Origin of the sequence: Lysinibacillus sp. FSL L8-0312, from assembly GCF_038003285.1 — a bacterium.
GTDB lineage: Bacteria > Bacillota > Bacilli > Bacillales_A > Planococcaceae > Lysinibacillus > Lysinibacillus fusiformis_D.
On the sequence record NZ_JBBOOV010000001.1, the window covers coordinates 744,906 to 758,077 of the forward strand.

The window sequence follows — 13,172 nt, forward strand, 5'->3', positions numbered from 1 at the left end:
AATAACGCTCAAATGAAAAGATGTTCCTAGTTTTGGGGAATGTTTCATATCAATGTAGGGTGAAAAGGGAATGCTTTCTTTACTCTTTTTGACGTCCCGTATAACAGTACAAAAAAAAGAGCCAGACTAAACAATGTCTGACTCCATACGTACGTATCCTTTTAACTCATCGTACAATTCTAATGAAAATGAATTGGAATCAGCTTGAGGGCTGACGCCTTTTTGGACAAAAAGGAGGAATTCATTAAGCGCTTTTTCAGAGCCTTCTACTTCCACTTCAATTTGCTCTGCGTCATTCAATCGGCAGTAGCCTTTTAACCCTAATTCAATAGCTTTTTGTTTGATGAAAAAACGGTAGCCTGTGCCGTAAACATCACCAAAAAATTTGATACTTGCTCGTTTGTTCAAGGGAATACCTCCTAGCTAATGGGGGAGAGGGATGAGCCTCTCCGTTTATTGCATGACACGTTCTTTTTCTAAATAAGCAATTAAGTTATTAATATAATAAAGAACATGCTTAGATGCCTCATCTACTTCCTTTAAATGGACATCGGCTTGCTCGATATGGCCAGCTTTATGGGCTTCTGCAGCAAGCTTCGCTGATTCATGGACACGTAAATGATAGCCATCCAACTCATGATAGTCCTGTAAATGGCCGAAACGTTCTACTGTCCGTGGCGCTGTGTACCATTTGCCAAGTCGGCAATCTCGATGAGAAGAAACATCGCTTGGTTCCACTTTTTCTAGGCCAAGGAACATATTATAAATGCGCCATTTCCATAAAATATGATCAGCCTTCGATAATTGTAAAAGAGCAATAGATGAAAGCTGCACATTATTGTTGGCAATAATATCATTACGGAAACGGTTAATTTCTTTCCCTAATAAATGAATGTCACTGGATGTATTATGGCTATAATCACGAATATCTTCCTGCAAACTTGAAATTTCAATCATTCTCGCAGAGACTTCATCAATTGCAGCTGCTTGTTGTTGTGAAATGGCTGCTGTATTTGTAACATCTAAATTAATGCCTTCAATCGCATGCACAATGGCATTTAATAATGGTAATGAATCTTTTGCCTCGACAGTAGCTTCTTTAATGATGGCTGTCGTTTCTGTAATGGAATGAGACACATCATTGGAATAACTCTTTAAATGATGAACATTCGCAGATACTTCGCTTAGAGCAGAGACCGTGTTTTCAGCTAGCTTTCGTACTTCTTGTGCTACGACCGCAAAGCCTTTTCCATGTTCACCTGCACGTGCGGCTTCGATGGAGGCATTGAGAGCAAGTAAATTCGTCTGATCTGCAATTTGGTTGATTAACGTGACAACCTGCTCAATATCATTTACCCGCTTTTGCAATTCTGAAAATGATTCTACGATAGAAGTAAACGTTTCTTCCGTTTTAAAAATTTCTGATAAGGCATGCTCAATCGCATTTTTCCCTTGCGTTGCATGGTCAACAGATTCAGTCGTTTTCTCAGATATATGAGAAGACATACGCGCTACCTCATTAATAGAAGCGGCAATCTGTTCTGTTGCAGCAGTGGAGGATTGAATTTCCTCATTTTGTTTATCTAAGCTAAAGACCAAATCTTTCATGTACATAATTTTGGCATTAACATCCATTAAAGAGGATACTTCGCCCACTACATTTTCAATAATGCGTTCCGTCAAGACTTCCACTAATAATTCTTGATCGACATTGACAGCGGATTGGAATGATTTCATAAATTGAAATGCCTTATTCGGCTTGATACCAAAATTGTGTAAAATATATGTCGTAATATAGAATGCGAATTGATTAAATACGACAATTAGTTTACCAGGCTCATATTGATGCTTGCGAAATAGATTGAAAAATTTGACAGTTTCGTCTACATAATTATCATCACGTGTTGCTAAGAAAAATTGTGTTAAGTATTGATTGATATTTTCTTCACTAATGGTTAATTGAGAGGTAGGGGATATCTCGCTTAAATAATGATGAAAAATGGCATTCATGGAGGGGGTAATATCTTTTAGCTTTTGATAGAGTGTCCTCAAATGCTCCTCATCCTGTGAATGAAAATGGTTGAATGCCAGTGTTTGATGGAATCGGCCTGTTGCATGCAAATCCGTACCACGTTTTAGAAGTTCTTCTAACTCTGCTTTAGGTCGAATACTTGAAAACATAAAAATTCCTCCCAAAAAGTATGTATAATAAGGTAATAATAGCATAATTCAGGTGGTTTTAATAGACATTTCAGATGTGTTTGCTAAAATGAAATTATCTAATGACAGCAAGGAATGGGCAAATATGTATACAATTATTTACATGAAAGCGGACTACGAGCCTTGGTGGAAATTTGAAGGCTGGGAAGCTTTTATTCAAACACAAGATACATTTGAAACGAAGGAGCTTTTTGAAAGTGCATTACAGCAAAAATTAGCACACTTTCGTTCCTCTTATGACAATGAAATGACGAAAGAAGGGCAGTATTGGGCTTTTTGGTCTGATGACGAAAGCTTCTATTGTGAGGCTTGTGATGACGATGCACAAGTTTATCATGGCATTATTGCTTGTAAAATCGGAGAGTTGTAAAAAGATTTTGAAATAAAGTAAAAAAACAATTTCTTTATTTGACAAAATTATGAATGGCGGTTATACTTAGGTTAACAATTTAATTGCTTCACCGGAAACATGAATTCACATATTACAAAAAGTGATCGCGTTAGTTCGGTACTCTTTGTAATATGTGAATTTTTTTCATTCCTTGAAGAAATTACATATTGTTCACTTTTATTTTTTGGAGGTTTTCTTAAATGAAACAAGGTACAGTAAAATGGTTTAACTCAGAAAAAGGTTTTGGATTCATCGAAGTTGAAGGTGAAAACGACGTATTCGTACACTTCTCAGCTATCCAAGGCGAAGGTTTCAAAACACTTGACGAAGGTCAAAAAGTGGAATTCGAAGTTGTAGATGGCAACCGCGGACCACAAGCTGCTAACGTAACTAAACTTTAATTCTCAGTAATTAAAAAATACTTTCGTTAAACCCAGACATCCTATGCAAATAGGGTGTCTTTTTTTGTAGCATTTAAAAGTTTAAGGGATTACAAATCATTATTTAGGTTATATATAGAGTAGTGGATAGAATGAGCAAAGTGAAGGATAGCCCGCAAAATTGGAGAGCATCTGAGCAAAGCGGTGGATAGAATAGCAAAAATAGCGGATAGACTGCGTAAAGCGAAGGATAGCCTTATGAAAGTAGTGGATAGAATCTTCAAAGTAAAGGATAGCTCGCAAAATTGGAGGGCAATTGAGCAAAGAGGTGGATAGGATAGCAAAAGTAGCGGATAGACTGCGTAAAGCGAAGGATAGCTTTATGAAAGTAGTGGATAGAATCTGTAAAGTGAAGGATAGCTCGCAAAAATGGAGAGCATCTGAGCAAAGCGGTGGATAGAATAGCAAAAGTAGCGGATAGACTGCGTAAAGCGAAGGATAGCTTTATGAAAGTAGTGGATAGAATCTTCAAAGTAAAGGATAGCCCGCAAAATTGGAGTGCAACTGAGCAAAGCGGTGGATAGGATAGCAAAAGTAGCGGATAGACTGCGTAAAGCGAAGGATAGCTTTATGAAAGTAGTGGATAGAATCTTCAAAGTAAAGGATAGCTCGCAAAATTGGAGTGCAACTGAGCAAAGCGGTGGATAGAATAGCAAAAGTAGCGGATAGACTGCGTAAAGCGAAGGATAGCTTTATGAAAGTAGCGGATAGACCACACAAAGCGAAGGATAGCCTGCAAAATTGAAGGGCAACCGTGCTAAGTAGAGAAAAGACTGCACTTAATAGTAGCGAATACCATGGAAAAAATTCTAGATTGTTTGTAATAATGAAGGAGGTAGATGGATTTGCAGAATGTAGAAAAATTGCCTGAGGAACAGGAGCAGCAAGATTTTTATCAGAAGTTGCGTATGAAATTAGTAGCTTTTCTTGGATCGAAGAAGGGGAAAAAGAATAAATTTACGTCTTATTTAATGTTTGTGCCTGATTTATTTCATTTATTAATTAAAACAGTAACCGATGCGGGTGTAGATAAGAAAAGTCGAGCTTTAATAGGGGCTTCTATTGCGTATTTTGTGCTACCGATTGATCTGATGCCAGAGGGATTATTAGGCTTTGGTGGCTACTTAGATGATGTGGTGCTGGCGACTTTTGTGATTAATACGATCATCAATAAATTGGGGCCAGAAGTAGTGGAAAAGCATTGGACGGGGGATGATAAGCTGTTACATGTGCTACAAAAAGTTGCAGAAGTGAGTGATGAGGTAGTCAGTAAGATTCCTGTGAAATCGCCAATCGCTCAGTTTGTAAAGCAAGAAAGTAAGGATAAATAATAATATTATGTAAACTCTATTCCCCCAAAAAATGAACCTGCTTACCACAAGTTCATTTTTTATGTTGCGCTTCTAATAAATGATGGAGCTGTTGAACGGGTACGAACAGGCCGACACGACCAATCGGCTCATGTTTCATCGTCGCAAAGATAATGCCAATGACCTTCCCCTGTTGGTCGATTACAGGGCTACCACTATTCCCTCGATAAACCGGGGCTTTCAGCATCATAACGGGCTCCTGCCAATCCTCTAATTGAATGGATTCTAGTAGTGTCCCTTCATTCGCAATACCTGTAAAGGCGAGAGGGTTACCAATAAAATAAATATGTTCATCCGCAGAAAAAGGTGGATCTTCTGCTAGTGGGAGATAGGGGAGTTGCTCGGCCTCCACTTGTACTAGAGCTAAATCTACTGCTGGATAACTTTCGATTAACGTTGCCTCCATCAATCCCTCGTCTGGAAATACAACAGATAATGAAGTGGCATCTTCTACTACGTGGGCATTGGTGACAATAAGCCCGTCAGGAGAAATGGCAAAACCAGTGCCTTTACTAGAGCCAGTCGAGATTTCAACGACTGCCTTTTTATAGGTTTGTATATCCTCTTGTGCCGAGAGCCGGGTTGAAACTTTGATGAATTCAATCGCTGGAATGGAATAAATTTGAAAAACCAAGGCGAATGTATTGAAAAACAGGACCATTGCCATGCTCCACACCATCCAGCGCACAAGAGGTTTTTGTTTTTTGGGTTTTTTTCCATGAAGCCGTTCTTCTCGTTCTCGTGCTAATGCTTTTTGTTGTTCTTCGAGTACGAGCTCAATGAATTCTTCTTCCGTCAATTCTTCTTGCTTGGATGTTGCATTATGTATGTCACTCATATAAGACCCCCTAAGCTAAAATAACAGGTGCCCAAGCTGGACGCCTGTTATCATCAAACTATTCTATTTTTTGCAAGGTGGATGTTACAACAAATGGTTCATCTTGATCTGTCTCCATCGTATCCTCTATGCGAATTAGGCCTATATCTTTCACAAAATATTTGGTCGTCGTCATTTGATCTTTAGAGCGGGTTAGCTGGATCACATCTTGATAAATGTTTGTTCCTGTATCAACAGTGGCGGTCGTTGATTGAATGGTCCAGCCTTGAAAACTTGTCCCAACTTGTAATGGCTTTTGAAGAATTGTTTCCAGTACAGGATAAGAAGCTGCCTCTGCTGCACTTGGCAAACTTGGATTGCTGTCAACTGGTTCCCGATAGACAAGATCAATATTTGTATCCGTTATGCGATAGATTTTTAAGAGAGTCACACCACCATTATCCTCTATTTGTGCAATATGCTGTGGATCGAGATAGGTTGTACGCAGTGTGAAGCTAGCAAACTCATTTCCTTCTCCTTGAAAATAGGCCGTAGACCCATCAGCTGGAAAATAGGAGAGAAGCGATGTTTGTTTCTGCTCAACAGGCTGTTTGTCCTCCGCAGTTGGCGTGGGCTCTACTTTTCCTTCTTCATTACAACCAGTGAGTAAAAATGCAAGAGAAAATACTAGGACAAAGTGTCTCATAGGCATACTCCTTCGCTATTTTCTTTCATTATACGTGAATGCGAGACGTTATACGAGTGATATGAGGTTAATATAAATAATTATATTATGTAAACTATAATCAGAAACTTGTCTCCCATGGGAAAATTAACTATGATAGAAATGAAGTTGAAGAGTGGGGGGCAAAGATATGTATAGACAAATTGATGATTTTTTACAGGAATGGTCGAATGCATCTAAAGGAACACTGCAAGTATTACAGGCTCTAACAGATGATAAGCTAAATCAAAATATTGTGGAGGGCCACAGTACACTTGGCTGGCTAGGCTGGCATTTAGTTGGGGCTGCAGGCTATTTTAGTTATCTGGCAGGCTTAAAGGTGCCAATGATTCGACAAGAAGATCCCGTACCAACGACAGCTGCTGACATTGTGACAGCCTATGAAAATATTGCCAACGGTATTAAAGAGGAAGTGGCAAAGCTTTCTAACGAAGATTTACTAGAGGTAGTCAATGGCTTTACAGCGCCAATGCCAAAAGGGGCTTTATTACGTGTATTGATCGACCATCAAACACATCATCGTGGACAAATGACGGTTCTGCTACGTCAAGCTGGTTTACCAGTACCTGGTGTGATGGGACCAACAAAAGAAATGCAATAATTATTCAAGCGGCAGATAAATCATTTATCTGCTGTATTTCTAAAAATTGACACTTACCTACTAGTAAGTTAGTATAAAACCATGACAAATAGAAAAACGCAAATTATAGAATTATCATTGAAGCATATTCAGGAAAAAGGTTTCACATCATTTAGTTATGACCATTTAGCTAAAGAGCTTGGCGTTACGAAGGCAAGTATTCATTATCATTTTGAAAAGAAAGGAGACTTAGGGGTTGCGGTTTGCGAAAGGATTCAACAAGGGCTAAAAGGGACGTATAAAACGATTCAAGATTCCGCTATACCAGTGGAGGAAAAACCTTTTGCTTTTATTTTGCAACGAGTAAAATGCCTAGAAAAAGAGGGTGTTTGTCCTATTTCAGCTTTACAGGCAGATTATCAAGAATTACCACAACGGATGCAAGACAAGCTACAACAGCTTAGTCAAATGGAAATCGATGTTTTTATAGCCCTATTGAAGGAAGCCAAACAACAGGGTGCACTCCAAGCGACGGATGATTTAGAGTCTCTAGCCATATTGCTTATTTCTAGTACAAAGGGTGCGTTACAATATAAACGCGTTTTAGGAGAAGCGTTTTTTGTAAAAATGCTGGAGCAATTAAAGGCGTTATTAAAATAATTTTCTAAATAAGAAGGAGAGATGTGCATGGTACGAAGAGTCGTTGTGACTGGATATGGTGTTATATCTCCATTAGGGAATACAGTTTCAGCCCTATGGGAGAATATAAAAACTGGGAAATCAGGAATTCAAAAAATTCAAGGAGAGCAATTCAGCGGTATTAATACGCAAATTGCAGGGACGATTACGGATTTTGACGCAACACAGTATATGGATAAAAAAGAAATCAGTAAGTATGATTTATTTGTGCAATATGCAGTTGCCGCTTCTCAACAAGCTTTAGAGCAAGCCAATTTAAATATGGAGCAGATCGATAAGGAGCGTCTAGGTGTTTATGTTGGCTCAGGCATTGGTGGTATTGAGACGATTTTAGAGAATCATCAGGCAATGCTCGATAATGGGCCTAGAAGGGTGTCCCCATTCATGGTGCCAATGATGATTAGCAATATGGCCGCGGGAATACTAGCGATACAAACGGGCTTTAAAGGGCCAAGCTTTTCACCTGTCTCAGCCTGTGCAACAGGAAACCAAGCGATTGGAGAAGCCTTCTTAGCTATACGACATGGCTATGCGGATGGCATTTTAGCAGGTGGAGCAGAGGCGCCCATCAATCCACTTAGCTTTGCAGGTTTCTCACGAATGAAAGCAATGTCCACCAGAAATGATGAGCCAGCAAAAGCAAGCCGTCCCTTCGACAGTGAGCGAGATGGCTTTGTCATGTCAGAAGGAGCTGGCATCGTATTCTTAGAGGAATATGAACATGCCAAACAAAGGGGCGCAACGATTCTTGGTGAGATTGTAGGCTATGGTGTCACAACAGATGCTTACCACATTACAGCACCTGATTATACGGGCGCTGCCAATGCGATGAAATTAGCCTTAAAAATGGGCGATATAGAAGTATCGACTGTCGATTACATTAATGCGCATGGTACTAGTACACCAGAGGGCGATAAATCCGAAACAAAGGCAATTAAAAGTGTCTTTGGCGAACATGCCTATCACTTAAAGGTGAGCTCTACAAAATCGATGACAGGGCATCTCTTTGGAGCGGCTGGGGGCATCGAAGCCATTATTACATTGAAAAGTATAATGGAAGGCATCATTCCGCCAACCATTAATTACGAAACACCAGATCCAGAGTGTGATTTAAACTATGTGCCGAACAAGGCACTGCAACAACCTGTCAATATTGCGTTATCCAATGGTTTTGGCTTTGGAGGTCATAATGCCGTACTAGCGTTTAAAAAGGTTGAGGAATAAAAATCGAGTAATCGTTGATGAAAAGAATGGTAGGAGCATCCAGCTTCTTACCATTCTTTTATTTTTGCCCCTCCTAAGAAATCGTTTCATTCAATAAGCCTTTCTTATAATAAATAAATCAATCAAAAGCTATATTATGGAAATTGGAAGAGGTAGAAAATTATCAGCAGAACAAGCAAATCTCCATGTCGTGGGGGAGTGGATGTATCAGGGGCTTTTCAAGATTTCGATCAAAACTAGTTATTATCACCTAAACAAAAAATTCTTTCAATCTTTCTTAATCAAATGTCCTTTACCACTGCCTCTAATGCTGTTTTATTTCCGTGGACATCCGAAATAATTGCAATTTTGCCCCTCCTAAATCATCTTTTGTATCTTAATAGCATTCTATAAATTATGACAGCATCCGCTACACAAAAAAATCCTCTACCTAATGCTGGTAGAGGATTTTTGGTGGAAATTAGCTTAAGCCTTGGCTGTCTTTCCACTCTAAGAATTCATCATATGTTAATTGTTTATCTAAAATTGAGCCGTCTTCACGGATTTCGATGACACGGTTGGCGATTGTTTGGATAAACTGATGGTCATGTGATGTGAAAATCATGGCACCTTTGAAACGAATTAAGCCTTCGTTCAATGCTTGAATGGATTCAAGGTCAAGGTGGTTCGTTGGTTCATCAAGTAAAATCACGTTTGCTGTCGCAAGCATCATTTTTGATAACATACAACGAACTTTTTCGCCTCCTGATAGAACAGCAGGGGATTTTTTCACTTCTTCACCAGAGAATAGCATACGTCCTAAGAATCCACGTAGGAAGCTTTCTGTTTCATCGTCTGGAGAATATTGACGTAGCCATTCCACTAATGTTTTCTCAGAACCTTCAAAGTACTTGTCATGATCGTTTTCGAAGTAGCTTTGAGATGTTGTGACACCCCATTTAAATGATCCAGCATCTGCTTCTTTTTCTTCCATTAAGATATCAAGAAGGGCTGTTTTCGCCATTGGGCTACCAAGTAAAACGATTTTGTCTTCTTTGTTCATAGAGAAGCGAATGTCTTTGAATAATGTTGCGCCTTCATGACTTGCTGTCAAATCTTCTACTGTCAGTACATCATTACCGATTTCACGACCGATTTGGAAGTTGATAAATGGATATTTACGGCTTGATGGCTTAATATCATCGAGCTCAATTTTATCCAGCATTTTTTTACGAGATGTTGCTTGTTTTGATTTAGAAGCATTCGCAGAGAAGCGTGCGATAAACGCTTGTAATTCTTTAATTTTTTCTTCTTTTTTCGAATTTTGATCTTGCGCCATTTTTTGTGCTAATTGAGAAGATTCATACCAAAAATCATAGTTACCTACATATAATTGGATTTTAGAGAAGTCCAAATCTGCAATATGTGTACATACTTTGTTTAAGAAGTGACGGTCATGGGATACTACGATGACTGTATTTTCAAAGTTAATCAGGAATTCCTCTAACCATTGAATCGCCTTTAAGTCAAGGTGGTTGGTAGGCTCATCGAGTAAAAGGACATCAGGCTGACCAAATAGTGCCTGTGCAAGTAAAACTTTGACTTTGTCAGAACCTTCAAGATCGCCCATTAGCATGTAATGAAGATCATCTGAGATACCTAAACCGTTTAATAATGTTGCAGCTTCTGATTCAGCTTCCCAACCGTTTAGCTCGGCAAATTCACCTTCTAGCTCGGCTGCACGCATGCCATCTTCATCTGAGAAGTCTTCCTTTGCATAGATAGCGTCTTTTTCCGTTTTTACATCATAGAGGCGTTTATTCCCCATAATAACTGTGTCGAGCACTGTATGCTCATCGTATTCGAAATGGTTTTGTTTTAGGACAGATAAACGTTCGTCCTTGCCCATTGATACGTTACCTTCTTGGGCTTCAATTTCACCAGAAAGGATTTTTAAAAATGTTGATTTACCAGCACCATTTGCCCCAATTAAACCGTAGCAATTTCCTGGTGTGAATTTTATATTTACGTCTTCAAATAGTTTACGATCGCCATAGCGAAGACCTACATTACTAACTTGAATCATGCAAGTTCCTCCTTTTTTCACAATGGCTCTAGTATAGCATGAAATATGTTCCATAGTCTATAAACATTATTAAATCAAGGTTTGGCGTTCTTTCAATAGTTTTTGTTAAACAAAAACTGAATAAAGATACATTTTTAAAATTTTTCTTGCTGTAACTTTCTTTTAGGATGAGACGTCTACATTGTAGTGTGATTAACTGTTTTTGCAAAAGAATAGAAAAATGACATCATTTACCACATGGATATTGTTTGCTTCTTCACAAAGCTATCAACTAAAATAATGCTGATTGTTTACATTCAAGGAAACAACGTCCTGATCATCACTGGTGTGTAGGCACGTCATCCCCGATTTGATTGCTAGCCGATCGTTCCTTTCAATCATCCTAGTTTTCGCAACTAGCATTGTCTAACAGATGGACAAAAAACATCCAATCCTCAAAAAATGATTACATTCATGAGTTTAGGTGAATCCTTTCAAACCAAAGAATTCCGTAGATGAGGCGTTTTAGTTAGCTTTACAGACATGCTTTCATATGGATGCACAGAAAATAGGACATTCAGCTCTTCCAAGAGGCGGAAATGATGATAAAATAAACATGTTTGTGGAAATATTAGTTATCGGAGGTACTTTATGGGTAAGGGCTTATTATGGACAGCCACTTGTGTAATAGTAGTTTTACTTGGGTTTGGAAGCTACTATTTTATAAAAGAAATGACGAACTCTATGGCATACAATAAATTAGTGGATGAGTATAAAAAGCCAGAGCCAATCAAAAATATAGAGACAGAGTATGATGTCATTGTCATTGGTGGTGAACCTGAGGGAGTAGCTGCGGCAGTGGCTGCGGCACGAAATGGTGCTAAAACTTTATTGGTAGAAAAACGACAAGAGTTAGGTGGATTATTTACATACGGTATGTTGAATTTCCTTGATATTCCGCGTGATGGTCGTAACAACTCAATTAGTGAAGGTATTTTTAAGGAATGGCATGAGCTGGTGACAGGGAAAGATGCGTTTGGCATTGTTGGTGCTAAGGCTGCCTTTAAAAAACTGATCGATGAAGAACCTAATTTAACCTTGTCGGTGCAAACCGAGGTCGTGAAAGCGAATGTTCATCAACAACAATTAACGTCAGTGGAATTAAAAAATGAGTACGGTACATATGTAGTGACAGGGAAATCATTTATAGATGCCACGCAGGATGCTGATTTTGCGGCCATGTCCAACGTTCCTTTCTTTGTGGGAGGAGAAGATATTGGCATAAAAGATAAACGCATGGCTGTGACATTAATGTTGCATTTGAAAAATGTCGATTGGGATGAAGTAAAAAAAGCGGCTAAATCCGATGTGTTTGGCGGTGCTAATTTGAATCATACCGTGATGTGGGGCTTTACAAAGCTCCATGATGAATACAAGCCTTTGCAAGAGGGTACACGATTAAGAGGGTTAAACTTAGCTCGTGTAGATGATGAATATTTTATTAATGCATTACAGATTTTTGGTATTGATGGCTTAAATGACAATTCGAAACAAGCTGCTATTGTCGCAGGAAAGAAAGAAACGTTACACATTCTAGAATATTTACAAGCGAATTTTCCAGGGTTTGAAAAGGCTGAAATTATTAGCTATCCAGAGGAACTTTATGTAAGAGAAACGAGACATATTTGGGCGGAATATCAATTAACGATGGCTGACCTGTGGAAAAATAGTGACCAATGGGATAGCATTGGGATTGCTTCTTATCCAGTCGATGTGCAAGCACAAACGCCGCATGATTATGGGTATGTCATTGCAGCGCCAAAGCAGTATGCTATTCCTTTCCGTTCATTAGTACCGAAGGACATTGATGGCTTATTGGTGGTTGGACGCTCTGCAGGGTATTCATCACTGGCGGCAGGTAGTGCGCGCATTGTTCCGACAGGGATGGTGACAGGTGAAGCGGCCGGGACTGCGGCTGCACTAGTCATGAAAGAGGATGTAACCTTTAGAGATATGAGCAAGGATAAACAGTTAATTGCTACGTTAAGAAAACAGCTCGACAAACAGGGAGCCTATGTTGATTCATTTTCTATGGAGTACCCATATCAAGGGAAATGGTATGATGAAGCTATTCAAACACTCATTAACTATGGCCTAGTGGTGGGTGGTTATGATAATGATTTAAAAGTGGACAGCCAGGCGACAAAAATAAAGTTTGCTAAAATGTTAAAAGAGAGTATGCTACGAGCTGGTGGAGAAAGTGCAGCAGGTATGAGTGATCAGCTCGAAATTGTCATCAATAAAGTTTATAATAATGGCGAAGAAGCCATTGAACGTGATGAGATGGCTCAATATTTGGCTGACGTCCTCATTGGTGAATCCAATGCGACTAGCTGGGATACATTAAAGGAAAAAGGAATTGTCACTGAAAAAGTAGCAAAGAAAATTTCAGACAATAAGAAATTAAAATTAAAAGAGATGTACGCCATCATGGCTGATGTCATTCATTATGTAGAAAAGAAGCATTCCTCTTCTTGAGGAATGTTTCAGACTGTAGACAAGCACGAAAAATTTGAGCGTTTGCCTACAGTTTTTTTATTTTACAATAATATAAAGCCGTTGATTTCCACTATGGGCAGCCT

Annotated in this window: 16 protein-coding genes; 11 read left to right on the forward strand and 5 right to left on the reverse strand. The window is 39.0% G+C overall.

Translation table 11 applies throughout. The features are described from left to right. Positions 1 to 126: 126 nt before the first annotated feature. Positions 127 to 408: an acylphosphatase gene (locus tag MHI22_RS03910; protein WP_036126007.1), complete on the reverse strand. Its 282-nt coding sequence runs from the start codon at positions 406 to 408 to the stop codon at positions 127 to 129. 45 nt (positions 409 to 453) lie between these two features. Continuing rightward, positions 454 to 2,181: a methyl-accepting chemotaxis protein gene (locus tag MHI22_RS03915; RefSeq protein WP_036126005.1), complete on the reverse strand. Its 1,728-nt coding sequence runs from the start codon at positions 2,179 to 2,181 to the stop codon at positions 454 to 456. An 88-nt stretch (positions 2,182 to 2,269) separates the two neighbouring features. Here MHI22_RS03915 and MHI22_RS03920 point away from each other — a divergent pair, with 88 nt between their 5' ends. The 6 genes from MHI22_RS03920 (at position 2,270) to MHI22_RS03945 (ending at position 4,382) form a co-directional block, all read left to right on the forward strand. Further along, positions 2,270 to 2,590: a DUF1033 family protein gene (locus tag MHI22_RS03920; protein WP_230593917.1), complete on the forward strand. Its 321-nt coding sequence runs from the start codon at positions 2,270 to 2,272 to the stop codon at positions 2,588 to 2,590. A 221-nt stretch (positions 2,591 to 2,811) separates the two neighbouring features. Next, positions 2,812 to 3,012 (forward strand): cold-shock protein, encoded by a 201-nt coding sequence (locus tag MHI22_RS03925; protein ID WP_004230088.1) that lies wholly within the window; start codon positions 2,812 to 2,814, stop codon positions 3,010 to 3,012. Between the two features lie 307 nt (positions 3,013 to 3,319). After that, positions 3,320 to 3,451, forward strand: coding sequence for a hypothetical protein (locus MHI22_RS03930; RefSeq protein WP_340808983.1), 132 nt, complete (start codon positions 3,320 to 3,322; stop codon positions 3,449 to 3,451). After that, complete coding sequence (locus tag MHI22_RS03935) at positions 3,444 to 3,575, forward strand: hypothetical protein (protein ID WP_340811097.1); 132 nt, start codon at positions 3,444 to 3,446, stop codon at positions 3,573 to 3,575. Before MHI22_RS03930 ends, MHI22_RS03935 begins: the two co-directional genes overlap by 8 nt. Beyond that, positions 3,568 to 3,699 carry a hypothetical protein gene (locus MHI22_RS03940; protein WP_340811098.1) on the forward strand — a complete coding sequence of 44 codons (132 nt, stop codon included), beginning with the start codon at positions 3,568 to 3,570 and terminating at the stop codon, positions 3,697 to 3,699. The genes MHI22_RS03935 and MHI22_RS03940 overlap by 8 nt, the downstream gene beginning before the upstream one ends. Positions 3,700 to 3,890: 191 nt before the next feature. Continuing rightward, entirely contained in the window at positions 3,891 to 4,382 is a 492-nt protein-coding gene (locus MHI22_RS03945; RefSeq protein WP_058844432.1) for a YkvA family protein, read from the forward strand. A 52-nt stretch (positions 4,383 to 4,434) separates the two neighbouring features. Here the strand turns inward: MHI22_RS03945 and MHI22_RS03950 are convergent, their stop codons facing one another. Both MHI22_RS03950 and MHI22_RS03955 read right to left on the reverse strand, forming a co-directional pair. After that, entirely contained in the window at positions 4,435 to 5,259 is an 825-nt protein-coding gene (locus MHI22_RS03950; protein ID WP_340808984.1) for a S1C family serine protease, read from the reverse strand. Between the two features lie 58 nt (positions 5,260 to 5,317). Further along, entirely contained in the window at positions 5,318 to 5,944 is a 627-nt protein-coding gene (locus tag MHI22_RS03955) for a hypothetical protein (RefSeq protein ID WP_089933593.1), read from the reverse strand. Between the two features lie 169 nt (positions 5,945 to 6,113). Between MHI22_RS03955 and MHI22_RS03960 the strand changes: the two genes are divergently transcribed. The 3 genes from MHI22_RS03960 to fabF all read left to right on the forward strand — a co-directional run bounded on the left by MHI22_RS03960 (position 6,114) and on the right by fabF (position 8,486). Then, positions 6,114 to 6,584, forward strand: a complete 471-nt coding sequence (locus MHI22_RS03960) for a DinB family protein (protein ID WP_036125994.1) — start codon at positions 6,114 to 6,116, stop codon at positions 6,582 to 6,584. Between the two features lie 81 nt (positions 6,585 to 6,665). Beyond that, a complete protein-coding gene (locus MHI22_RS03965; protein ID WP_036125992.1) occupies positions 6,666 to 7,223 on the forward strand; it encodes a TetR/AcrR family transcriptional regulator in 558 nt (185 codons plus the stop codon). A 27-nt stretch (positions 7,224 to 7,250) separates the two neighbouring features. Next, on the forward strand, positions 7,251 to 8,486 hold the full coding sequence (fabF, locus tag MHI22_RS03970; protein ID WP_340811099.1) for a beta-ketoacyl-ACP synthase II: 1,236 nt from the start codon (positions 7,251 to 7,253) through the stop codon (positions 8,484 to 8,486). A gap of 460 nt (positions 8,487 to 8,946) precedes the next feature. Here fabF and MHI22_RS03975 read toward each other — a convergent pair whose 3' ends face one another. Continuing rightward, positions 8,947 to 10,551 (reverse strand): ABC-F family ATP-binding cassette domain-containing protein, encoded by a 1,605-nt coding sequence (locus MHI22_RS03975; protein WP_036125988.1) that lies wholly within the window; start codon positions 10,549 to 10,551, stop codon positions 8,947 to 8,949. 532 nt (positions 10,552 to 11,083) lie between these two features. Between MHI22_RS03975 and MHI22_RS03980 the strand changes: the two genes are divergently transcribed. Further along, positions 11,084 to 11,218: a hypothetical protein gene (locus MHI22_RS03980; RefSeq protein WP_255358812.1), complete on the forward strand. Its 135-nt coding sequence runs from the start codon at positions 11,084 to 11,086 to the stop codon at positions 11,216 to 11,218. Then, the gene (locus MHI22_RS03985) at positions 11,182 to 13,068 is read left to right on the forward strand and encodes an FAD-dependent oxidoreductase (RefSeq protein ID WP_036125984.1); all 1,887 of its coding nucleotides are present in this window, start codon (positions 11,182 to 11,184) and stop codon (positions 13,066 to 13,068) included. The genes MHI22_RS03980 and MHI22_RS03985 overlap by 37 nt, the downstream gene beginning before the upstream one ends. Positions 13,069 to 13,172 lie beyond the last annotated feature (104 nt).